This is a genomic window from Neorhizobium sp. NPDC001467, from assembly GCF_050275975.1.
In the GTDB taxonomy this organism is placed as follows: Bacteria; Pseudomonadota; Alphaproteobacteria; order Rhizobiales; family Rhizobiaceae; genus Neorhizobium.
This window is the reverse complement of record NZ_JBNNPS010000005.1, coordinates 111,077-133,548: the sequence shown is the minus strand read 5'-3', so window position 1 is coordinate 133,548 and position 22,472 is coordinate 111,077. Positions and strand designations below refer to the sequence as shown.

The 22,472-nt window shown below is 61.9% G+C and carries 23 protein-coding genes and 1 tRNA gene; 13 read left to right on the top strand and 11 right to left on the bottom strand.

The annotated features are described in order from the left end of the window. Nucleotides 1-9 precede the first annotated feature (9 nt). Nucleotides 10-1,311, bottom strand: coding sequence for a PQQ-dependent sugar dehydrogenase (locus tag ACQKKX_RS12555; RefSeq protein ID WP_427571026.1), 1,302 nt, complete (start codon nucleotides 1,309-1,311; stop codon nucleotides 10-12). 500 nt (nucleotides 1,312-1,811) lie between these two features. On the opposite strand from ACQKKX_RS12555, the gene ribH reads away from it, so the two are divergent. The 4 genes from ribH to ACQKKX_RS12535 all read left to right on the top strand — a co-directional run bounded on the left by ribH (nucleotide 1,812) and on the right by ACQKKX_RS12535 (nucleotide 6,371). Beyond that, nucleotides 1,812-2,264 carry a 6,7-dimethyl-8-ribityllumazine synthase gene (ribH, locus tag ACQKKX_RS12550; RefSeq protein WP_427571025.1) on the top strand — a complete coding sequence of 151 codons (453 nt, stop codon included), beginning with the start codon at nucleotides 1,812-1,814 and terminating at the stop codon, nucleotides 2,262-2,264. 3 nt (nucleotides 2,265-2,267) lie between these two features. Further along, entirely contained in the window at nucleotides 2,268-2,747 is a 480-nt protein-coding gene (gene nusB / locus ACQKKX_RS12545; RefSeq protein WP_427571024.1) for a transcription antitermination factor NusB, read from the top strand. Between the two features lie 15 nt (nucleotides 2,748-2,762). Beyond that, on the top strand, nucleotides 2,763-4,001 hold the full coding sequence (locus tag ACQKKX_RS12540; protein ID WP_427571023.1) for an MFS transporter: 1,239 nt from the start codon (nucleotides 2,763-2,765) through the stop codon (nucleotides 3,999-4,001). A 231-nt stretch (nucleotides 4,002-4,232) separates the two neighbouring features. After that, entirely contained in the window at nucleotides 4,233-6,371 is a 2,139-nt protein-coding gene (locus tag ACQKKX_RS12535; protein ID WP_427571022.1) for a sodium-translocating pyrophosphatase, read from the top strand. 75 nt (nucleotides 6,372-6,446) lie between these two features. Here ACQKKX_RS12535 and ACQKKX_RS12530 read toward each other — a convergent pair whose 3' ends face one another. Next, nucleotides 6,447-6,932 carry an outer membrane protein assembly factor BamE gene (locus ACQKKX_RS12530; RefSeq protein ID WP_427571191.1) on the bottom strand — a complete coding sequence of 162 codons (486 nt, stop codon included), beginning with the start codon at nucleotides 6,930-6,932 and terminating at the stop codon, nucleotides 6,447-6,449. 267 nt (nucleotides 6,933-7,199) lie between these two features. Here ACQKKX_RS12530 and ACQKKX_RS12525 point away from each other — a divergent pair, with 267 nt between their 5' ends. The 8 genes from ACQKKX_RS12525 (at nucleotide 7,200) to ACQKKX_RS12490 (ending at nucleotide 12,761) form a co-directional block, all read left to right on the top strand. Continuing rightward, nucleotides 7,200-7,745, top strand: a complete 546-nt coding sequence (locus ACQKKX_RS12525) for a ubiquinol-cytochrome C chaperone family protein (RefSeq protein WP_427571021.1) — start codon at nucleotides 7,200-7,202, stop codon at nucleotides 7,743-7,745. After that, a complete protein-coding gene (locus ACQKKX_RS12520; RefSeq protein ID WP_427571190.1) occupies nucleotides 7,745-8,311 on the top strand; it encodes a YceD family protein in 567 nt (188 codons plus the stop codon). The genes ACQKKX_RS12525 and ACQKKX_RS12520 overlap by 1 nt, the downstream gene beginning before the upstream one ends. A gap of 96 nt (nucleotides 8,312-8,407) precedes the next feature. After that, on the top strand, nucleotides 8,408-9,457 hold the full coding sequence (gene plsX / locus ACQKKX_RS12515; protein ID WP_427571020.1) for a phosphate acyltransferase PlsX: 1,050 nt from the start codon (nucleotides 8,408-8,410) through the stop codon (nucleotides 9,455-9,457). A 16-nt stretch (nucleotides 9,458-9,473) separates the two neighbouring features. Beyond that, on the top strand, nucleotides 9,474-10,445 hold the full coding sequence (locus ACQKKX_RS12510; protein WP_427571019.1) for a beta-ketoacyl-ACP synthase III: 972 nt from the start codon (nucleotides 9,474-9,476) through the stop codon (nucleotides 10,443-10,445). Between the two features lie 153 nt (nucleotides 10,446-10,598). Then, on the top strand, nucleotides 10,599-10,937 hold the full coding sequence (locus ACQKKX_RS12505) for an integration host factor subunit alpha (protein ID WP_427571018.1): 339 nt from the start codon (nucleotides 10,599-10,601) through the stop codon (nucleotides 10,935-10,937). 130 nt (nucleotides 10,938-11,067) lie between these two features. Then, nucleotides 11,068-11,604, top strand: a complete 537-nt coding sequence (locus ACQKKX_RS12500) for a MerR family transcriptional regulator (RefSeq protein ID WP_427571017.1) — start codon at nucleotides 11,068-11,070, stop codon at nucleotides 11,602-11,604. Nucleotides 11,605-11,746: 142 nt separating this feature from the next. Then, the gene (locus tag ACQKKX_RS12495) at nucleotides 11,747-12,235 is read left to right on the top strand and encodes a BA14K family protein (protein ID WP_427571016.1); all 489 of its coding nucleotides are present in this window, start codon (nucleotides 11,747-11,749) and stop codon (nucleotides 12,233-12,235) included. A 220-nt stretch (nucleotides 12,236-12,455) separates the two neighbouring features. Further along, a complete protein-coding gene (locus tag ACQKKX_RS12490; RefSeq protein WP_427571015.1) occupies nucleotides 12,456-12,761 on the top strand; it encodes a hypothetical protein in 306 nt (101 codons plus the stop codon). Between the two features lie 229 nt (nucleotides 12,762-12,990). Here ACQKKX_RS12490 and ACQKKX_RS12485 read toward each other — a convergent pair. The 8 genes from ACQKKX_RS12485 to ACQKKX_RS12450 all read right to left on the bottom strand — a co-directional run bounded on the left by ACQKKX_RS12485 (nucleotide 12,991) and on the right by ACQKKX_RS12450 (nucleotide 18,700). Beyond that, nucleotides 12,991-13,067, bottom strand: a tRNA-Pro gene (locus tag ACQKKX_RS12485). 80 nt (nucleotides 13,068-13,147) lie between these two features. After that, on the bottom strand, nucleotides 13,148-13,336 hold the full coding sequence (locus ACQKKX_RS12480) for a hypothetical protein (protein ID WP_427571014.1): 189 nt from the start codon (nucleotides 13,334-13,336) through the stop codon (nucleotides 13,148-13,150). 104 nt (nucleotides 13,337-13,440) lie between these two features. Then, a complete protein-coding gene (locus tag ACQKKX_RS12475; RefSeq protein ID WP_427571013.1) occupies nucleotides 13,441-13,590 on the bottom strand; it encodes a hypothetical protein in 150 nt (49 codons plus the stop codon). Nucleotides 13,591-13,698: 108 nt separating this feature from the next. Beyond that, nucleotides 13,699-13,992 carry a helix-turn-helix domain-containing protein gene (locus ACQKKX_RS12470; protein ID WP_427571012.1) on the bottom strand — a complete coding sequence of 98 codons (294 nt, stop codon included), beginning with the start codon at nucleotides 13,990-13,992 and terminating at the stop codon, nucleotides 13,699-13,701. Between the two features lie 53 nt (nucleotides 13,993-14,045). Beyond that, nucleotides 14,046-15,359: an O-antigen ligase family protein gene (locus ACQKKX_RS12465; RefSeq protein WP_427571011.1), complete on the bottom strand. Its 1,314-nt coding sequence runs from the start codon at nucleotides 15,357-15,359 to the stop codon at nucleotides 14,046-14,048. After that, nucleotides 15,356-16,897, bottom strand: coding sequence for an undecaprenyl-phosphate glucose phosphotransferase (locus tag ACQKKX_RS12460; protein ID WP_427571010.1), 1,542 nt, complete (start codon nucleotides 16,895-16,897; stop codon nucleotides 15,356-15,358). Before ACQKKX_RS12460 ends, ACQKKX_RS12465 begins: the two co-directional genes overlap by 4 nt. A gap of 59 nt (nucleotides 16,898-16,956) precedes the next feature. Then, the gene (locus ACQKKX_RS12455; protein ID WP_427571009.1) at nucleotides 16,957-18,111 is read right to left on the bottom strand and encodes a glycosyltransferase family 4 protein; all 1,155 of its coding nucleotides are present in this window, start codon (nucleotides 18,109-18,111) and stop codon (nucleotides 16,957-16,959) included. Between the two features lie 10 nt (nucleotides 18,112-18,121). After that, a complete protein-coding gene (locus ACQKKX_RS12450) occupies nucleotides 18,122-18,700 on the bottom strand; it encodes a polysaccharide biosynthesis/export family protein (RefSeq protein ID WP_427571008.1) in 579 nt (192 codons plus the stop codon). Between the two features lie 211 nt (nucleotides 18,701-18,911). On the opposite strand from ACQKKX_RS12450, the gene ACQKKX_RS12445 reads away from it, so the two are divergent. After that, a complete protein-coding gene (locus ACQKKX_RS12445) occupies nucleotides 18,912-21,113 on the top strand; it encodes a GumC family protein (protein ID WP_427571007.1) in 2,202 nt (733 codons plus the stop codon). A 34-nt stretch (nucleotides 21,114-21,147) separates the two neighbouring features. Here ACQKKX_RS12445 and ACQKKX_RS12440 read toward each other — a convergent pair whose 3' ends face one another. Then, entirely contained in the window at nucleotides 21,148-22,374 is a 1,227-nt protein-coding gene (locus tag ACQKKX_RS12440) for a GNAT family N-acetyltransferase (protein WP_427571006.1), read from the bottom strand. Nucleotides 22,375-22,472: the final 98 nt, after the last annotated feature.

The window sequence follows — 22,472 nt, the reverse complement described above, 5'->3', positions numbered from 1 at the left end:
ATTGCGCCCTCACGCACCCGTCACCCGCCAGATGACATCGCCCACATCGTCCGCCATCAGTACGGCACCATCGGCGGCCAGGGCCACGCCGACCGGGCGGCCATAGGAGTATTTTTCGTCCGGTGACAGGAAACCGGTGAGTATGTCGCGGGGCAGGCCGATGGGCTTGCCGTTTTCGAACGCGACGAAGGCAAGTTTGTAACCCGACAGTTTCGAACGGTTCCACGAGCCGTGCTGGCCGATTGCCATGCCCGCCGGAAAGCCCGGCAGCGTTCCCGCCGGCACCCAGCAGAGACCGAGAGAAGCGGTGTGGCCACCCAGCGCGTAATCGGGTTGCAGGGCGGAGGCCACCTTGCCGGCGTCCTGCGGCACGCGATCGTCTACCACCCGGTCCCAGTAGCAATAGGGCCAGCCGTAAAAGCCGCCATCGACCACCGAAGTCAGATAGTCGGGCGGTGTTTCGTCGCCCAGTCCGTCGCGCTCGTTGACGACGGTCCACAATACTCCGCTTTCCGGTTCGAAGGCCATGCCGACAGGATTGCGCAGGCCGCCGGCAAAGATGCGCGCCTGCCCAGTCGCAATATCGTATTCGTGAATGCAGGCGCGGTTTTCTTCGACCGCCATGCCGCCGTCGGCAATGTTGGTCAGCGATCCCACCGCCACATAAATCTTGGTGCCGTCACGACTGGCGATCAGATTGCGCGTCCAGTGCCCGCCGGGCACAAGGTCCATCAGTTTGCGGCCCGGGACAGTGATCCTGGTCGTGCCCGTTTCGTAAGGATAGGCGAGAAGCGCGTCGCTTGCCCCGACATAAAGCGTGTCGCCGATCAGCACTATGCCGAACGGCTGGCGCACGTTTTCGATCAGCGCATGGCTCTCCTCAGCCGCACCGTCGCCATCGGTATCCCGCAAAAGGGTCACACGGTTGGCACTGATGCCGGCAGCCCTTGCGCGCTGCATCGTTGCCGACATCGCATGATCGAACAGACTGCCGGGTTTGCCTTGCTCGCCCATGGATTCCGCGACCAGCACATCGCCATTCGGCAGGACATGCATATTGCGCGGATGCACCAGTCCCCGTGCGAAGGCGTTGACCTTCAGTCCGGCGGCCGCAGTCGGCTTGTGGTCGCCCTCCCAGCCTCTGGCTGTCGGCATCTTCAGGGTTGGCATCCGGCCTTGCGGCTTGGCAAGCGGAATGGCGGGCGCGCTGCCGTAGACGGGCGGGCGGGCCTCGTCGCGCGAATGCCGGATGGCGACGATGCATTCGCCGATAACGGCGACCAGGCGGGCGAAGACGGAAGGCTCAGTCATGAAAGAAACCTCGGTGGCTGAGGAGGACGCTGACCAGAGACGAAGCTAAGCCTTTTTCGCTCCAGAACCAGAGGAACGCTGAAAATATTGCCAGAACCGGCACCGCCACATGAAGCCGTGACTTTGGCCAGGGGGATTCTTAATGGGTGCACGAGAGATGTAAGCCGGTGCCGTCCCGGCTGGCCGTGTTTGTCGTGTCTACAGCGAGCATCGCTCTGTGAAAAGAAAGGCATGGGCATTCGCGCTCACACGGCTCAACTGCAGCCTTGTAATCGCGACACTCAAAGTCGAGCAGCAAAGAATGCCGATGACGCATGTGATCCGCTCTGCCGCTCTCGAAACGTACTGATAACGCCCTTGCCAATGCGCAGGGCACGGCGCAAGCATGCGCGTCACACGGGGCAGCCATGGCTAAAAAGGCTTGCCATTCCCCGCCCGACATGGTTTGACCCGCCCAATTCGCGGCGCTTTGCGTCGCTGTCACTATCAGGACATCGCAAATGCCTACGGAAAACCCTCATCTTCTGATCGTCGAGGCGCGTTTTTACGACGATATGGCCGATGCGCTGCTTGATGGCGCAACGACCGCCATCACCGCTGCCGGCGCAACCTTTGATGTGATCACCGTTCCCGGTGCGCTCGAAATTCCCCCGGCAATTGCCATGGCGCTCGATGCTGCCGAAAACGGTGGCACCTTCTATGATGGTTTCGTAGCGCTCGGCATGGTCATCCGCGGTGAAACCTATCACTTCGATATCGTTGCCAATGAATCCTCGCGCGCGCTGATGGATCTGGCCGTGTCGGAATCGCTTGCCATCGGCAACGGCATCATGACCGTCGAAAACGATGAGCAGGCCTGGGCTCGCGTGCGCCGGTCGGACAAGGACAAGGGTGGTTTCGCCGCCCGCGCCGCTCTCACCATGATCGCGCTTCGTGAAAAGTTGGCGGGCTGAACCATGGCACGGGATCTCGATCAGCCGGTCAAGCCGGCAAACCAGCGCGGTGCCGCACGTCTCGCCGCCGTTCAGGCGCTCTATCAGATGGATATCGGCGGCACCGGCGTGCTCGAAGTCGTTGCCGAATACGAGGCGCATCGCCTCGGCCAGGAACTTGACGGCGACACCTACCTCAAGGCCGATGCCTCATGGTTCCGCTCGATCGTTTCCGGCGTCGTGCGCGATCAGGACAAGATCGACCCGCTGATCCGCTCGGCGCTGCAGGAAGACTGGCCGCTGTCGCGCCTCGATTCGACACTGCGGGCTACATTGCGTGCCGGCACGTTCGAATTGATCGAACGCAAGGACGTGCCCGTCGCCGTCATCGTGACGGAATATGTCGAGATCGCCCGCGCCTTCTTCGAGGGCGAGGAGCCCAAGATCGTCAACGCGGTCCTTGATCGCCTGGCAAAGCAGCTCCGGGGCGACACCAAGAAGTAAGCAGGGAAGAAGATAATGGATGCGTCTGGAGCAACCGGTCATTCACAAGACCTCGAAGGTCCGTTGAAAACCGCCAGACGCAATGTTCTCATCTTTTCGGGCGCGCAGGCCATTCTGGGCTCGGTCGCGCCGCTCACCATCTCGATCGGCTCGCTTGCCGGTTATCAGCTCCTCAGCCTCGACAAATCGCTGGCGACGCTGCCGGTCACCGGCTTCAATGTCGGCACGCTGCTTGGCGCGGTGCTGATTGCGTTTCTTGCGCGGATGCTGGGCCGTCCGCAAGCCTTCATGCTCGGCGCTGTCATTGGCGCTCTCGGTGGTGCGCTCGCCACCATCGCCCTGTTTCGCGGCGATTTCTGGCTTTTTGCCGCAGCCCTGACCCTGATCGGCACCTGCAGCGGCTTTACCCAGAAAATCCGGTTTGCGGCCGCCGATGCCTCGCCATCGTTCTTCAAGGCGAAAGCGATTTCGTGGATTCTCGGGGCCGGGGTGATCTCCGCTGTGATCGGCCCGCAGCTTGCCATCTGGGCAAAGGATCTTTTCCAGCCCTTCACATTCGCCGGAACGTTTCTCGCCATCGTGCCGCTGGCGATTCTCTCGATCTGCATCCTGCTTTTCCTGAAACTTCCAAAGCCCTCCGCCGCTGCTGGCCAAGCCGAACCGGCACGTCCTCTGCGGCAGATCGTCGCCACGCCGCGCTTCCTCACCGGCATGATCTGCGGTATCGGCACCTATTCGCTGATGAGTTTCGTGATGATCGGCGCACCGCTCGCCATGGTCATCGGCTGTGGTTTCCCCACCGAAATGGCGACGCTCGGCATCCAGTGGCATGTGCTTGCCATGTTCGCGCCGAGCTTTTTCACCGGCATGTTGATCACCCGTTTCGGGGCTGAAAAGCTGGTCATATCTGGCCTCCTTATCCTCATGGCCTGCGCCGTTGTCGCGCATGCGGGTATCGAACTGTGGAACTTCTGGGGTGCTTTGGTGCTCCTCGGTGTCGGCTGGAATTTCGGTTTCATCGGTGCAACCGCCATTGTCGCCTCCAGTTACCGCCCGGCGGAAGCCGACAAGGTACAGGGTTTTCACGATATCGTCCTGTTCGCCTGCGTCGCGGCCTCTTCCTTCTCCTCCGGCAAGGTTTTCAGCGCCTATGGCTGGTCAGTGATGAACCTCGTCATCTGGCCGGTGGCGCTTGTCTGCCTGTTTCTGGTGCTCAATCTCCTGCGCCTGCAGCGTAGCCGGTCTGTCGCATAAGCCCGCTGCCTCCATAATCCCGACAATCATCAACGTCAGCGCATGCTGGCCTACCGCCAGCGTACAGTCGCCGACGGTTGCCAGGCGGGACTTGACGCACCATCGCGCGCGCCGCAATCTCGCTTTCGCGCCGCATCACCGTCCTTGGGAGGGGAGGGTTTCGGCGCCCGGCCTTGTGAGGCCCGTACCTAATGCATTTTTGGCGTTGCGTTTTTTGGAGAGGAAAAACGAATGACAGTGCTTACAGGGGTAATCGTCTGCGGACTTCTGTCGATCGTCTACGCCGTCTGGGCGACGCGATCGGTTCTTTCCGCGGATCAGGGCAATGCCCGCATGCAGGAAATCGCATCCTTTATCCGCGAAGGCGCGCAAGCCTATCTCACCCGCCAGTATGTCACGATCGGCATTGTCGGCGCCATCGTTACGGTCGCCGTCTGGCTGCTTCTGTCGGGCCTTGCTGCGTTCGGCTTCGTCATTGGCGCGGTTCTGTCCGGACTGGCGGGCTTTATCGGCATGCATGTGTCGGTTCGCGCCAATGTCCGCACCGCGCAGGCATCATCGGTAAGCCTTGCCGCCGGCCTGGATATCGCCTTCAAGTCGGGCGCCATCACCGGCCTGCTGGTTGCGGGCCTGGCGCTTCTTGGCGTCTCCATCTATTTCGCGATCCTGACGGGCGCTCTGGGCTATGAGCCCGGTTCGCGCGCGGTCATCGATGCCCTTGTATCGCTTGGTTTCGGCGCTTCACTGATCTCCATCTTCGCCCGTCTCGGCGGCGGTATCTTCACCAAGGGCGCCGATGTCGGCGGTGATCTGGTGGGCAAGGTCGAGGCCGGTATTCCCGAGGACGACCCGCGTAACCCGGCGACCATTGCCGATAATGTCGGCGACAATGTCGGCGATTGCGCAGGCATGGCCGCCGACCTGTTCGAGACCTATGCGGTTACCGTCGTCGCCACCATGGTTCTGGCGGCGATCTTCTTTGCCGGCACGCCGATGCTTGCCGTCGCCATGCTGTATCCGCTGGCCATCTGCGCCGTCTGCATCCTGACCTCCATTGTCGGCACCTTCTTCGTGCGTCTTGGCGCCAACGGTTCGATCATGGGCGCGCTCTACAAGGGTCTGATCGCAACCGGTCTTCTTTCGGTCGTGGGCCTTGCTGCGGCAACCACGTTTACCATCGGCTGGGGATCGATCGGTACCGTCGCCGGTATCGAGATCACCGGCGGCAACCTGTTCGTCTGCGGCCTTATCGGCCTCATCGTCACGGCGCTCATCGTCGTCATTACCGAATATTATACCGGTACCAACAAGCGGCCGGTCAACTCCATTTCGCAGGCGTCCGTCACCGGCCATGGCACCAACGTCATCCAGGGTCTGGCCGTATCGCTGGAATCGACCGCATTGCCGGCCGTCGTCATCTGCGCGGGCATTATCGCCACCTATCAGTTCGCAGGCCTGTTCGGCACCGGCATAGCCGTCACCACCATGCTCGGCCTGGCCGGCATGATCGTCGCGCTCGACGCTTTCGGTCCGGTCACGGATAATGCCGGCGGTATCGCCGAAATGTCCGGCCTGCCGCCGGAAGTGCGTAAAGCCACCGATGCGCTCGATGCGGTCGGCAATACCACCAAGGCCGTCACCAAGGGTTATGCCATTGGCTCTGCTGGCCTTGGCGCGCTCGTGCTGTTTGCGGCTTACGCCAACGACCTGCAGTATTTCGCGGCCAATGCCGCCCAGTATCCGTATTTCGAAGGCATCGGCGACATTTCCTTCAGCCTGTCCAATCCTTACGTCGTCGCTGGTCTCATCTTTGGCGGTCTCATTCCCTACCTGTTCGGTGGCATTGCCATGACGGCCGTGGGCAAGGCGGCAGGATCGATTGTCGAGGAGGTCCGTCGCCAGTTCAGGGAAAAGCCCGGGATCATGCAGGGCACCGAAAAGCCGGATTACAGCCGCGCGGTCGATCTGCTGACGCGGGCCGCCATCCGCGAAATGATCCTGCCGTCGCTCCTGCCGGTTCTGGCGCCGGTCATCGTCTATTTCGGCGTGTTGCTGATCTCGGGATCCAAGGCCTCGGCTTTCGCGGCCCTTGGCGCGTCCCTGCTGGGCGTCATCGTCAACGGCCTGTTCGTGGCGATCTCGATGACGTCGGGCGGCGGTGCCTGGGACAATGCCAAGAAGAGTTTCGAAGACGGTTTCGTCGATAAGGATGGTCAGCGGCACCTGAAAGGGTCTGATGCCCACAAGGCTTCCGTGACCGGCGATACGGTCGGTGACCCATACAAGGATACGGCAGGTCCTGCGGTCAACCCGGCCATCAAGATCACCAATATCGTAGCGCTGCTACTGCTGGCGATCCTCGCTCATTAGCCCGCACATCGATACCAACAAAAAGCCCGCGAGACCGACCGGTTTCGCGGGCTTCTGGTTGAATGACCGGCTGCCTTACGGCTGTGCCTGCTGGAACATGCTGCGGGCCGCGGCGGCAGCGGCGCCCGGGCCGGAACCACCCGAAAGAAGCTGCTGCAGGAAGGTCAGATCCTTGCCGCCGGTGGGCGTGGTGCGCGAGATCGTGTCGAAAACCTTGCCATCCTGCAACGTGTAGCTGGCGCGGCGTTCAACGACGCCGTCCTTGCTGAAATAGACGGCAACCACAGTCTGGTCGACCAGCCTCGGCTTCATGAAGGCGGCGCTGCGCCGACGCACCTGCGAGATGTAGTAGAAGACTTCGTTGTCGAAGGTCGCGGTGGTCGAAGGCGTACCCATGCTCAGAATGACCTGCTCGCGGCTGGAGCCAACCGGAATGAGGTCCAGCGCCTGCTTGTCGACAACGTAGCCGCTGTAGATCGTATCGCCGATACCGGTGGTGCAGCCGGAAAGGCCGAGCGTTGCGATAACCAGCGCGATTGCGGTCTTGTTCATCAGTTTCATGTCAGGCCCATAAACGCGCTTCGTCACACCAGTCCTCATGTCTTCCACCTCGCCGCAAACCGGCAAACCTCTGCACACAGCATTGTGGCTATTCCGCGAACGGGACCATAAAGATGACCGATCGCGGCCTGTGGAGGCGTCGCTTTGCCGCGTTCCGCTGAACGGCGTTGCAATTCGTGCCTGCTTCGGTAAACCAGCTTTCGTTTGCATGCAACAAGCCGCCGTTCGCAGGGGCGCTTTTGCTGGCAGTGTTTGACGGGATTTCTCATGTTTTTCGGTCTGTTCGGCGCAAAGAACCAGAACCGCGTGATCGTCGACCGGCAATATGCGACGCTGACGGCGATAGCGCGCGAGCCGCGGTTCTATACCGATCTCGGCATGCCCGACACGGTCATGGGCCGGTTCGAAATGCTGTCGATCGTGATGATCCTGTATTTTCGCCGCACCCGCTCCTCGTCGCGCAGCGGTCAGGAGATCGCGCAGGAAATCGTCGATGCCTTCTTCCAGGATATCGATCATTCAATCCGCGAACTCGGCGTCGGCGACCACGGCGTGCCCAAGCGCATGAAGAAAATGGCCGGCATGTTCTACGGGCGGCTGGAAGCCTACGCCGCCGCGCTCGACGCAAAAGACGAAGCGGCATTGGCGCAGGCGCTCGGACGGAATATATACCCTGAAAAGCACGAGGGCAGACCGGCCCTTCATGATCTGGCGCGCTGGATGACGAAGGCGGACGCCGATCTTGGTGCAATCGACGAAGACAGTATTTCCCGCGGCCAGGCGCAGCTGCGCAGGCCGGGAAGCGAGGCATGATGCAGAACCATATCCAGGATGAGAAACCGCCGTTTTCCTATGGTGTCAAGGTCGGCCACGTGTCGACCAATGCCGTTTCTGTGCATGTCGAGGCCGATGCGCGCGAACGGACGGACCTGGCCGCGGCATGGAAGATCGAATCGGTCGAGGCTCTTTCCGCCGATTTGCAGATCAACCGATGGAAGCGGGACGGTATTCGCGTCAAGGGCACGGTTTCGGCCCGGCTGACGCAGACCTGTGTCGTGACGCTCGAGCCGATCGAGACCAGGATCGACGAGGAATTCGAGCAGATTTTCGTGCCGGAAGGTTCAAAGCTGGCTCGCATCGCAACCGGCACGACCGCCGAGATGGTGCTTGATCCGGATGGGCCGGATCTGCCCGAGACCTTCAGCGGTGACACGCTCGACGTCGGGCCGATCATCAGCGAGTTCGTGGCGCTCGCCATCGACCCCTATCCGCGCAAGCCCGGGGCGGAATTTGCCGATCATATCGAGATGGGGGACGAGGAGGCAGCCAAGCGTCCGTCGCCTTTTGCCGCCCTGAAAGACTGGAAAAGCGGGCAATAGCGTTTCGCTTTCGTCATAATTGAGTTGTATGCGGTCCGAAAAGCATTATTTTGGCCGCGATTTCGCCTGCGGCGAAACAGAAGGAAAAGAACAAGCGTGATCAGAATCTCTATCGATGCCATGGGTGGCGATGCTGGCCCCGCGGTCGTCATCCCAGGCGCCGCCAAGGCGCTTGAGCGTCATCCCGATGCGACGTTTCTGATCTTCGGCCAGAAGGATGCCTGCGAGCCGCTGCTCGCCCACTATCCGAAACTGCGCGAAAAATCGGTCTTTCATCACTGTGAGGTCGCCGTCGGCATGGACGAGAAGCCGTCCGCAGCGCTTCGCCGCGGTCGCAACGTCTCCAGCATGTGGCGGGCCATCGATGCGGTAAAGATCGGCGAGGCCGATGTCGCGGTTTCGGCAGGCAATACCGGCGCGCTGATGGCGATGGCGAAACTGTGCCTGCGCATGCTCGATGGTGTCGATCGTCCGGCCATTGCCGGCATCTGGCCGACGCTGCGCGGCGAAAGCATCGTCCTCGATATCGGTGCCACCATCGGCGCCGATGCCCAGCAGCTTCTCGATTTCTCCGTCATGGGTGGCGCCATGGCGCGGGCGCTGTTCGAGATCGAGCGTCCGACCGTCGGCCTTCTCAATGTCGGCGTCGAGGAAGTGAAGGGTCAGGAAGAGGTCAAGGAAGCGGGTCGCCTGATTCGAGAGGCCAATTTCGCAACCATCGATTATCACGGTTTCGTCGAGGGCAACGATATCGGCAAGGGCACGGTCGATGTCGTCGTCACCGAGGGCTTTACCGGCAATATCGCGCTCAAGACCGCCGAGGGCACGGCACGGCAGATCGCCGAGCTTCTACGCGCCGCCATGTCGCGTACGCTGCTTGCCAAGATCGGCTACCTGTTCGCCAAGGGCGCGTTTGACCGCCTGCGTGAGAAGATGGATCCGCGCAAGGTCAATGGCGGCGTCTTTCTCGGTCTCAACGGCATCGTCATCAAAAGTCACGGCGGCACCGACGCGGAAGGGTATGCCGCGGCAATCGACGTTGGTTACGACATGGTTCGCAATGCGCTGAACGAAAAGATCGCGCATGACTTGAAAACATACCACGCCAATCACGAGCCCAATCAGGGCCCCGAAGAAGCGGCGTGAGGACAGGACAAATAGTATGATCCGTTCAGTGGTACGGGGTTTCGGGGCAGCGCTTCCGAAACGGGTTGTCAGCAATGCCGAATTGGAAGGCATGGTCGAGACGTCGGACGAATGGATCGTCCAGCGCACCGGCATCAGGCAGCGCTACATCGCCGGCGAGGGCGAGACGACGGCTTCGCTAGGCGAGGCTGCGGCCCGGGCGGCGCTTGAGCGCGCCGGTCTGACGGCGGACGATATCGATCTGGTTATCGTCGCCACGTCCACTCCCGACAACACGTTTCCGGCGACCGCCGTCAACATCCAGCATCGGCTGGGCATGACTAAAGGCTATGCGTTTGACGTTCAGGCCGTCTGTACGGGCTTCGTCTACGCCATGGCGACAGCGGACGCCCATCTGCGCGCTGGCCTTGCCAAGCGAGCGCTGGTCATCGGTGCGGAAACATTCTCGCGTATTCTCGACTGGAACGACCGCACCACCTGCGTGCTGTTCGGAGACGGCGCCGGCGCTCTGGTGCTCGAAGCGCAGGAAGGCGAGGGAGCGATTGCCGACCGCGGCGTGCTGACCGCGCATCTGCGTTCCGACGGTTCGCACAAGGACAAGCTTTACGTGGACGGCGGCCCGTCTTCGACCGGCACGGTCGGCCATCTGCGCATGGAAGGTCGCGAAGTCTTCAAATATGCGGTCGGCATGATCACCGACGTCATCGAAGCCGCCTTCGAGGCGACCGGCACGACGGCGGAAACGCTCGACTGGCTGGTGCCGCATCAGGCCAACCGCCGCATCATCGATGGCTCCGCCAAGAAACTCGGCATTCCGGGCGAAAAGGTCGTCGTCACGGTCGACATGCATGGCAACACGTCCGCGGCATCCATTCCGCTTGCCTTGTCCGTTGCCGCCGGCGATGGCCGCATCAAGCAGGGTGATCTCGTCATGCTGGAAGCCATGGGCGGTGGATTCACCTGGGGTGCGCTTCTGGTGCGCTGGTAATCGGCGAAACCTGCCCTATCTGCCCAAAAGTGTCGGGGAGCGGTTCGCGGCTCTGCGCCGGATAAGCGAATGGAAGCAGACGCTTGACCGCCGCCGCCAAGAAACATAAGCTCCCTTCTGCTTTGATAACGATAATTCTGATGGGCGGGGGTCATGGCCGGTAAGACAGTGACGCGAGCAGACTTGGCGGAATCGGTTTTCCGCAAGGTCGGGCTTTCTCGGACGGAATCCGCTGAACTTGTCGAAACCGTCATCGACGAAATCTGCAACGCCATCGTACGCGGCGAAATGGTCAAGCTGTCGTCGTTTGCGACTTTTCAGGTGCGTGCCAAGAACGAGCGTATCGGCCGCAACCCGAAGACAGGCGAGGAAGTGCCGATCTCGCCGCGCCGGGTGATGACCTTCAAGGCATCGAACGTGCTCAAGCAGCGGATCCTCAAGGCGCACACCCAGCGCAAGAGCAAGCAGAAGCCTGCCAATCCGGCGGCATGATCTTTCGCATCTCCTGTGGCAAACGCGAGCGGGTGCTTGAAACCGGGCAGCCGAACCGTTGATATGCGACGAATTGTGAATCGTCGGCGATGTCGCCACGGCATGGCCGGCACGCGCAGGAGACCCGCCCTTGGACAAGAGCCCTGATGCTTTTCGCACCATCAGCGAAGTTGCGGACGATCTGGACCTGCCGCAGCACGTCCTGCGTTTCTGGGAGACCCGTTTTCCGCAGATCAAGCCGATGAAACGCGGCGGTGGGCGCCGGTATTACCGCCCGGACGACATCGATCTGCTCAAGGGCATCAGACACCTGCTTTATGACCATGGTTATACGATCAAGGGCGTTCAGAAACTTCTGAAGACCAACGGCAACAAGTTCGTTGCCGCGATCGCTTCGGGCGACCTTGCCACGATGGAAGCGATCATGGCGGCCAACAGCGAGAAGCAGGCTGCCGAGCCGCGGGTGGCGAACCCGGACGAGGACCAGATCGTCGGCCGCCCGAAGGCGAAGCCGTCGGGCCGGTTCTTCGGCTTTGGCGGTGGTGGCGACGACGCGCCGGAAATTTCCGTGGGCAAGAGTTCCGTCGGCAAGGAAGACCGGGCGCTCTTGCAGGAAGCGCTTTTCGACCTGCTGGAATGCAAGCGGTTGCTCGATCAGGTACGTTGATCGACACGAGAGACCCCGTAGCGAAGCTCGGTGTCGTGAATGGTTCCCTCAGCCACATACACGATTATTTGTCCGTTCACCGCTGGTTCATCGCCGAAACGCAACCATATCCTCATCAGAAAGCTAGGTGAGGAAGATGAAAATGAAAAAACTCGCGATCATCGCCCTGTCCGTTGCAACAGCATTCATGGGTGTTGCTCCGGCACAGGCATTCCCGTCTGTTGCATCAGCGCCGAAGATCGAGCGGTCGGCCGATGTACAAACTGTCCAGACGCTGCGTTCGGAACGTTACTGGCGTCATGGTGGCCGTCACTGGGATCGCGGCCGCGGCTGGGACCGGGGTCGTAACTGGGATCGGGGTCGTAACTGGGATCGTCGCCGCTACTATTCCGACCGCTACTACCGCCGTCATCATCGCAACAATGCGGGCGCGGTGATCGGCGGCCTGGCACTCGGTGCGATCGTTGGCGGGGCGATTGCCTCGCAGCCACGCTACGCGCCGGCACCGCGCTATTCGAACGCCAGCGCCCATACCCGTTGGTGCGCCAACCGCTACCGTTCGTACCGCGCCTACGACAACACGTTCCAGCCGTATAACGGCCCCCGCCAGCAGTGCTACTCGCCCTACTGATGCGTTGCGCCAGGATATGAGCAACGGCCCGCTCTCAGGCGGGCCGTTTGCGTTTTCGGTGCCTGATGGCTGAAGGTGCGCCTGATGCTGCGAGCGCCCCAGTCTCCGGAAGTATTAAATGCTTTTTTCAACCGTACGTTATCGTACGACATGGAACTCTCAGGCGTTTCATGTGTTGAGTGATCAGGCGGGCAAGAGAACCACGAAAAAGGAACACCCAATGATCAAGCTTCTTACTGTCGCAGCTCTTTCGCTTGGCCTCGCAACCTCGGCAATGGCACAGGGTGCCAGCGGCGGCAGCGGTGGCGACGGCAGCAATAGCAGCAGCGCGAATTCCGGCAGCGGCAGCAACAATGGTGGTGGCAACGCCGCCGGCGGTGCATCGGGTTCGAACCAGGGCAATACCCCCGGCAGTTCCCAGTCGAATTGTGGCGCTCCGGGCGGCACGCAGGGCGCAGCCCAGTCCACGCAGAACAATGCGGGCAGCACCAATCCGGGTGCAGGCACGGCCGGAACCTCCTGCTGATCGCATCGGCAAGCAAATTATTAAAGGGCGGGTCATTCCCGCCCTTTTTGCGTGGAAGAAAGGTGTGGGTCGTGCATCAACTGGATTACGGTTCAAAGGCAATCGGCAAAGCGGCCGGCTGCGATAACGGATGTCAGGGAGGAGAAATCGTCGCGCCGCACGTCCAGGGACCGGCGGCGCAAGGCGTGAAGCGACAATCGCGCGAAGAGAAGAAGATGAGGGGGAGAAATGGTCGGAATGGCGGGATTCGAACCCACGACCCCTTGACCCCCAGTCAAGTGCGCTACCGGGCTGCGCTACATTCCGACCTGCCCCTTGCGAAGCAGAACCTCCATAAATGCTCGCCGCGGTGGGCGCAAGAGCAAATGTCGGAGATTGCAGAGAGTTCAGGCGTAAACTGCTGCCCGGCTCGCGTTCTTCAGCAGTTCATGTTCCGAGGCGACGGCGCCGAGCAACGCGACAAGCCGTTCCTCTTCCTTCGCCTCCAGCCGGTAGCGTCTGGCAAAATCGCTGACGTTCCAGACCTTACCAACGGGGCTGGTCTGGTTGGATAGTCCAGATGGATCTGCGCTCATGATGTTCCCCTGACTGCGCGGCTACGGACATGCCGCGCATCGCCTCTTGAGAAGATTGGCCCAGCCCATCGAGGGCTGTAACACCGCCATGCCCGTCGCGAAACTCAGTTCTCCTCGACCTTCACGCCGTCCTGTCCGATGCTCAGTTCGACGCCTTTCGGCTTGCTCTCCTCGTTGATGACATAGGCGCCCAGTCCGATGACGGCGACAACGAGCGCGCCGATGATGAGGTAGAGACCGTTGTTGCGGGCCATGATATATAACTCCCTGAGTATCGATGCGTCGCAGCGGCGCGACATCCGCCACGCCAAAAGCCGCTGCCAACGCGGATCGCGAAGAAATGTTCCAGAAACGCTCAGCGTTCAGTCGTCATTGGTAGCATTCAGTCGTTCTGGGCGCAGACCCTCATCGATAGAACCGGTCCGCAGGCGCAGACCCGGACCGACAGACGCATCGTCCTGCCCGGTCGCGAGAAACACGATCCCGCGGCTTTCCAGCGCGGATTGCAGCCGGCTGGCCATGAGCGCGTCGGCCAGCGTTTCCGAGTTTTCGGCGGCGTCGATATCTTCCGGGGAAAGGCCGGTCGAAGCAGCAAGATCGTCGATCGTCAGACCGGCCATGGCGCGCCCGGCGCGCAGTTGTGATGGTGTTATCATGACACGACATCTGGAGGCCGCAGAGGCGAAGTCAAGACCGGACCAGTGCGCCTTCAGCAGTCCAGCAGCGGGCGGGCGGCAGCCGTCCCCTCGGGCGCTGCGCGCTCCAGACCCTTCTCCCGGTCTGCTATCCTGAGACGCCTCAGGTCGCTCTGGTAACGGCGTTCCAGCGCGGCGCAGCCCCAGATGATGCCGAACAGCAGGTAGACGTGCCGCCAATGGTCGATATCGATGACATTGCCGATCAGGGCATGGCCGGCCAGCATGACCCAGGCGATCATCAGATAGGGTTGCCATGGGCGGTTGCGCAGCAGGCTGCGGAAGCCAATGATGAGCGTCCACCAGATGAGCACGATGTAGCAGACGAAGCCCAGCCAGCCGTAGGTCGTCAGCGATTTCAGCCAGATATTGTGTTCGTCTTCGCCGAACATCTTGCCGAGCACCATCGGGCCGAGGCCCAGGGGATGCTCCATCGACATCAGGAAGCCCATCTTGTGGCGCTCGAAGCGTCCGAGCCGCGCACCGTCATAGTCCTGCACCAGTTTCGCACGGCTTTCGAACAGGTCGTGCACCTTTTTCGACTGCATGGCGGCGGCCAGGCCGAGCGTCATCACCAGGATCGCGGCAATCGAGAGCGACAGGATCTTCAGGCGGAAAGCCCCCGTTCGCTCCTTCAGGAGCATGATGGCGACGATGGCGATGGCGGAAAAGGCAAACAGCGCCCATGCGGCACGGGAGAACGACAGGAGCACGCCGAGAGACAGGACCAGCAGTCCTGCAATCGCCAGCGGCGCGCCGGCGGCGCGGCCGGTCAGCAGGCGCCAGATCAGGTAAAGGGCAGGGGGTACGAGATAGGGTCCGAAGACATTCGGGTCCTGGAAAGCGCCCTTCGCGCGATCGTAGAGCGTGAAGACCTCGAAACCGGGCAGGGCGTGGAAATAGCCGATAATGCCCAGGATCGATGTAATCACGGCGGCCGCAACCCAGGCCTGGAAGATCAGCGACAGCCGCTTATGATCGTCCTCGACGATTGCCGCATAAAACACCGCGCTCAGCGCCAGAAACAGCGACACGGCGACATACATCGGGCCGCCCGACATGTCCTGCATGACGGTGAGCGAAAACATGCCGCCGATATTGAACAGAAGCAGCAGGATCAGCAGCGGCGCGACGGTCCGCGAGATTTTAAGCCCCAGCAGGAACCATAGAGGGATCTGTGCCGCCATGACCAGCTCGTAAGGGGCCGGTTCGGAAATGACGAAACCGGACAGGAACACCCCGAGCGCAACCATGGCCGAGCCGCAGATCCGCAGGGCGGCCAGCTGGGGGCGCAGGGGGCGTGGCGGGCCGTCGACGATCGCGCTCAATAGGCATTATCCGTGTTGAGAAGGCGGATCGGTGTCAAAAACAGGATTTTCAGGTCGAGCAGGATCGACCAGTTCTCGATATAGTCGAGATCATAGGTGATGCGGGCGCGGATCTTGTCGTCGGTGTCGATTTCGCCGCGCAGGCCGTTGATCTGTGCCCAGCCCGTCACCCCGGGCTTGACGCGGTGGCGGGCGAAATAGCTCTCGACCACGTCGACATATTTGCGGTTGCCGGTCTGCGCCTGAACGGCATGCGGACGGGGGCCGACCAGCGAAAGATCGCCACGCAGGACATTGAAGAATTGCGGCAACTCATCGAGCGAGGATTTGCGAATGAACCGCCCGACCGGGGTTACGCGCGGATCGCCCTTGGTGACGGCCAGCCTGGCGGTCGGATCGCTCAAATGCGTGTACATCGAGCGAAACTTAAGGACGCTGATGATCTCGTTGTTGAAGCCGTGGCGTTTCTGCACGAACAGAACCGGGCCCGGCGAGGTCATCTTCACCGCGAGCGCTACGCCGAGCATGACCGGCCAGAGAAAGACGATCGCCAGAACCGAGAAGAAGATGTCGAAGACGCGCTTGGCAACCGAATCCCAGTCCCGGATCGGCTTGTCGAAAATGTCGAACATCGGAACGGTGCCGACATGGCTATAGGCGCGCGGGCGAAAGCGCAGGCGGTTGGCATGGGCCGCCAGCCGGATATCCACCGGCAGAACCCAGAGCTTGCGGATCAGCTGCAGAATGCGATCCTCCGCCGTCGGCGGCAGGGCGATGATCAGCATATCGATGCGGGCCAGCCGTGAAAACTCCACCAGTTCGGCAAAGGTGCCAAGCTTGGGATAGCCGGCAACCACTTCGGGCGAACGATCGCTGCCGCGGTCATCGAAAATGCCGCAGATGCGGATATCGTTGTCGGGTTGGCGTTCCAGCGCGCGCGCAAGATCCCGGGCAGGCTGCCCCCCGCCGACGATGACGGCGCGCCGTTCCATGATGCCGTTGCGCGACCAGTTGCGGATGCCGAAGGCGATCAGGAAGCGCTCCAGCAGGAGGAGGACGGCACCACCGACCATCCAGGCGATCAGCCCGGCAACGGTCGGCCCGCCATCGGCGATCCAGAGAAGCGCGGCACTGATGCAAACGCCGATCACCCAGCTGCCGAGGAGCCGCAGACGCGTTCGACCAGGGGCGCGAATGCTCGGAATCTGGTAGGTGTCCGACAATTGGAGCATAAGGACCGTCAGGACGGCCCCGGCTCCGATCCCGCAAAAGCGCAGGGCGAGCGAACGCTCCGTCGGTCCGAAGAAGAGTTCAACGGACAGACCGACCGCCAGCATCAGCAGAAATTCCGCCAGCCGGTACTGACCGATCAGCATGGCCGGCGAATAATTGTCGTCGCGGAACTGTTCGGCAATCTGGCGGGCAAGCGGATTGAGTTCCACGGGCCGCTCCGGGTCCGGGGCGGAGCCAACGCTATCCGAAACCCGACGGCGCAGCGCCTCGATATCGAATTGCTCCTGTCCTTCGAGCTTGCTCATCAGGTGCGATCTCGTCCTCGTTGGCAAAGGATGTATCACAACATTCGGTAAGAAATCGTTTAGAGATTGCCGGTGCGACCCCCAAGCTCACGATAGAGCGCCAGCATCTGCCCGGCCATCGTGGAGGCGGAAAACACCGCTTTGAAGGCATCTGGCGCCGGCATCACGTCATCGCGCCAAGTCGGATTGGTCATCACGTCGACCATCACATGCGCAAGATCGGCGGCGTCCCCCGGCGTAGCAAGCGCCGCGCTTTCGCTTCCGAGAATTTCGGGAATGCCGCCGACGCGGGTCGCGATCACCGGCTTTTGGGCCGCCAGTGCTTCAATGACGATATAAGGCATGGCTTCGGCGCGCGAGGGGACGACAACATTGCGCGCGAGTGCGAAAGCCTGCCGCGCCGGCATGGCTTCCAGCATGCGGATGCGGCGACCGAGGCCGCGTTCGGCCATCATCCGGAAATAGCGATCGCGGTCGGGCCCGTCACCGACCATGACGGCGGACAGGGGCCGGCCGATGGCGCGCTCGGTTCGACCAAACGCGTCGATGAACTTGTCCGGCCCTTTAAGGTCGCGCAGCATGCCGATATAGAGGAAATCGGCATAGTCCTCCGCCGGTGTGACCGGGCCAAATTCGCTGTCGCGCACGCCGTTGTAGATGACCTGTGCACGCGTGCTGATCGGTCCGACCTTGGCTTCATAGGCCCGGCGCTCGAATTCGCAGACAAAGACGAGACTGTCGGTGAAACGCTCCTGAAAGCGTTCCAGCCCCAGTACCAGCCGGCCGGACAGCTTCGACCGGTCGTAATGCAGGCTGCCCCCATGGGGCGAATAGAGGCGGGCTACGCGATACCTGTTTACCCGCAGGGCTGAGCCGATGAGCCGTGCCAGAACGCCACCCTTGGCGCCGTGGCCGTGCAGAACATCCGGCTGCAAACTTTTGATGTGCATGTAGCTTTTATAAAGCGCACTGATATCCGAAGGCGCAACGGACCGCCGGATCGGAATACGGATGAGACCGAGGGAAAGCAGTGGCCTGATCGCTTCGAACAGGCGCTCCTCGTGCGCGCCGCCGGTCGAACTGTCGCAGAGAATTCCGACCTCGTGACCGGCCGCCCGGTGTTCTTCCACCAGATCGCGGACGTGGCGGAAAATGCCGCCCACCGGTGACCTGAAGCAATGAATGATCCTCAAGGGGCGTTCAGCGGGCGTCATGGCAGCGCGGTCAGAAAAGACGCTCGCGGACGTAGATCGTGTCGCCGGCAAGCACGGCGGCGGAGATCGAGGTCCGGCCGGTGATGCTGCGACCGTTGATCTTGCGGGTGACATCGATATCGCGCTGGTTGCCACGCGGCGTGAAGCCGCCGGCAATGGCAATCGCGTTCTGTGCCGTCATTCCCGGTACATAAGAATATTGTCCGGGCCGGCCGACCTCACCCATCACGAAAACGGGGCGGTAGCGATCGACCTCGATCGTCACGTCGGGATCGCGCAGATAGCCCTGTTTGAGCTTGGCGGCGATCGCACCTTCGAGCGCAACCATGGTCTGGCCGCGCGCGGCGACCTGACCAATTAGCGGGAAGGAAATGTAGCCGGCCTGATCAACGGTATAAGTGTTGGAAAGACCCGTTTGCTCGAAGACGCTGATGCGCAGGCGGTCGCCGCTGTCCAGCCGGTAGGGCTGGATCGTCGCCTCCTGGAAGCTCTTGGGCGCCGGCTGATAGGTGGTGCAGGCGCCGAGCATGGTCGTCGCGGCCATCGCGATGGCCAATGCAATCTTGGATCTTGAACGGGCGAACGACATCTCGCGACAGGGCTCCGGCAGTCAAACCATAGCGAATGTTATCGATGCATTAGGGTTAATACCCGGTAAAGACAGTGTCGATTTCGTGTATTGCGGAAGAAATCGCGACGCCACAACTTCAGGCGGTCAGTCATTAACGCTCGGGTTACCACGACGCTTTACTGTGCAGGTCTCGGTGCAGGATCGACAGGCCCCGAGTATGGAGCGCGACATGTCAGCAGGCAGCAATCAGGACGTGGATATCGATCTCGGGCAGCTGTTTTCGGCCGTCTGGGAACGAAAGAAAACGATTCTGGCGACAACGGCAGTCGCCGGTGTGGTTGCGTTTGTGGGCGCGAGCCTCATGACGCCGGCCTACAAGGCGGAGACCCGTCTGCTGATCGAAAACCGCGCCCCCTCGCTCAGCGGCCTGCCGGATCCAGCCGGGGCGAACGACCCCGTGCTTGACGCGCTCAACATCCAGAGCCAGGCTCAGCTCTTGCAATCGACCGACCTCATCAAGCAGGTCGCGCGCGAGATGAAGCTGAGCGAGCGCAAGGAGTTCGATCCGGCCGCGCATTCGTCGCTGCCCAACCCGTTTGTCATGCTCGGCCTGCAGCAGAACCCGCTTGATCTTCCGCCGGAAGACCGTGTCATGAAGGCGTTCCGCGAAAAGCTGCAAGTGTTTCCGATCGAAGGCTCGCGCGTCATCGCCATCGAATTCAGTTCGGAAGATGCCGCTCTGGCCGCTGCCGTGCCCAATCGCATGGCCGAAGTCTATCTTTCCCTCCAGAGCGGCGCCAAGCTCGATAGCCATGCCGAGGCCGCTAAATGGCTGGAGCCGGAAATCGCCGCCCTGACCAAGCGGGTCAGCGAGGCCGAAAAGAAGGTCGCGGACTATCGCTCCAATTCCGGGCTGTTTCGCACCAGCGACACCAACAATCTGTCCAACCAGCAGCTCAACGACATCGCGGCGGAACTGGCGCGGGTGAGGGGCGAACGCGCCAATGCCGAAGCACGCGCGCAGAATGTCCGCAACGCGCTCGAGGCCGGACGCCCGTCCGATACGCTGAGCGACGTCGTCGGATCGGCAATGATCCAGCGTTTGAAGGAAACCGAAGCCAGTCTGCAGGGCCAGATCTCCGATCTATCCACCTCGCTGATGGACGGCCATCCGCGTTTGAAGGGGTTGCGTGCCCAGCTTGCCGGCATCCGCACGCAGATCGACACCGAGACGCGCAAGATTCTCGCCAGCATCGAAGGCGAGGCGAATGTGGCGCAGCTGCGCGAAACCCAGCTGGTACAGCAGTTGAACGGCCTGAAGGCGGATTCGGCGCGCGCCGGCGAGGAGGAGGTCGGCCTGCGGGCGCTCGAGCGCGAGGCAACCGCGCAACGCCAGCTGCTCGAAACCTATCTTGCCCGCTACCGCGAGGCAACGTCGCGGATCGACCGCAATTCAACGCCGGCCGATGCCCGTGTCATTTCGACGGCGGGCGAACCGGCTGAACCCTATTTCCCCAAAATAATCCCGATCACCATCGTGGTCGCGCTGGCGGCTCTCGTCATCAGTGTCATCGTTGTGCTGGTCATCGCCTTGTTCAGCGGACGGGCACTGCGGCAAAGCGATGGCGAGGTGGCGGCAATCGAGCCGCGGCGCCGCGTCATCGAGCCGCCGCTTCGCCCGGAAGCGCCCGCTCCGACCCGTGCGAAGGATGTGGCTGAAACGGCCGCGAAAACCGTAGTCGCGAAACCCGCCGACGTGGCTGCAAGAGAACCGGCCGCCACGACGATCGAAACGGTTGTCGCCAGCGAGGTGGTGAAGGCGCCGGACGATGCGTTCAGCATCGAAGCCGTCCGCGATTACATCATCGGCCGGAAGGTCGGCGTCGCCGCCGCGGTATCACCCGGGGGCGACGAGGGATCGACCGCCACCGTCATGCTGGCGCGTGAATTGGCGGAAGCCGGCCGCACCGTCGTTCTGGTCGACATGACCGGTTCGGCCTGCCCAACCCGCCTGATGGCCAAGAGCAAGACTTTGCCGGGCATTACCGATCTCCTGACCGGCGCTGCCGCCTTTGCCGACACGATCCATCCTGACCGCCTTTCCGATGCCCATGTGGTTCCGCGCGGCACGGCGGATGGCGCGACCGCCATGCGCGGCGCCGACCGGCTCGGCATGATCATCGACGGTCTGGCAGGCGCCTATGATGTGGTTCTGGTCGAGTGCGGTCCGGCAAGCATCGCCAACCTTTCCCGCCTGACGCGCGGCAAGGATACCGATATCGTCATCTCGGCCCCCGGTTTCGACGAGGCCCGGCTGGCACAGACCGCCGAAGGCTTCGAGGCCGCAGGCTACCGGAACCTGATGATCATGGCCGGTACCTCGCTCACCCCCCCGACTAATCGGGACAGCCACGGACGCCGAGCCGCCTGAGATCACGCAGTCCGGCCAGTCCATGCGGTCCCGTTCACGCCGGCTGCCGTCGCGCACGCAGATGCTGCAGCCAGGTATAGAGCGCGTCGTTACGCTTGATCGCGCGTTTGGCCCGAATGCTTGCGGCGCGCATCCAGATCATCGCGCGACCTTTTGCCGTGATGGGCAGCAGAAGGTCATGCGTCACGGTTTCGACCGTGCACCAACTCCGTTTGTAGGGTTGATCGCCAACCCCGAAATCGAAAAGCGCGGCGCCGTTCCGGCACGCTCTTTCGATCATCAGCCAGAACAGCAATTCCCCCGGGCTGGCCTCGGGCGCCAGCGTGTCGTCGATCGAGCCGAACTGGCAGATCACGTGATCGCCCATGCGTGACAGGCCGGATATCGCGGCGATCTGACCTTCGAAATCGCCTTTGAGGCGGATGGCGTGCAGCTCGAGCGGCGTGTCATGCCTCCGCGTCGCGACCTGCGTGAGCAGACGAAAGAATGTTTTTGTCCGGGGCGCCTGGAACACGTCCGGCAGGCCTTGCAGGCGAAAACGCGCCGCCTTCTGTTCGAAGAAGAGTTCGAGGAGGGCCCGGCGTTCGGACTCGTTGCCAGCGACGACGTACTCGTAGCCGCCCTTTTCCGCCAGGCGGCGTTCCTGCACCCGGAATTTCTTGCGCCGCCGCTTGGCATGAATCTGCGCAAGCGTCTGCTCGAAACTCTGCAGAAGCGGCAGCTGGAACGTGCGGTTGGCATTCTCGATGGCCGCAAGGCCGGTCAGCGGATGGGCGATGTCACGCCAGATCAGGGGGACGGTTTCGAGCGCCAGAAGGTCGACCCGACCTTTCAGCAGACGACGCAGCCGGGCCGCGATCGCCTGTACGGCTTCACCGTCCAGATAGCGGAAATCGTCGTCGAGAAGGCCGCTGTTGATATTGTTGAACCGACCGCCGGGGAAGCGTGCGACAAGGCCGAGGGTTTCGCGGACCACTTCGAGCGGAAGGATAAGCACCGTTCGGCCATCGAGCCGTCCGCGCACGAGGAGAGCGGGATTGTCGTGGGCTTTGTACCAGGCATCGCACCAGTCATAGCTCTGATGCAGCGCGTTTTGAGGAAGGACCTCGAGCCTGCGCCAGTCTTGCTCCATGAGGTCCATGCGCTCGGCGAGATCGAGCCGTAGTCTGTCGACGGGAAACGACTTCGGTGCAGCAAACGCGTCTGTCGGCGCAGTGACGCTCGCCAACACGGTTTCGAAATCGGTTTGCGGCTTGTCCACGCCTGTCTCCGCATCACATTCGCGTGCGATCGTAAGCGACGATCTGCAATATTCGGTTTATGCGCCGAGGGCATTTGTGGCCATCGGGCATGGTGGAA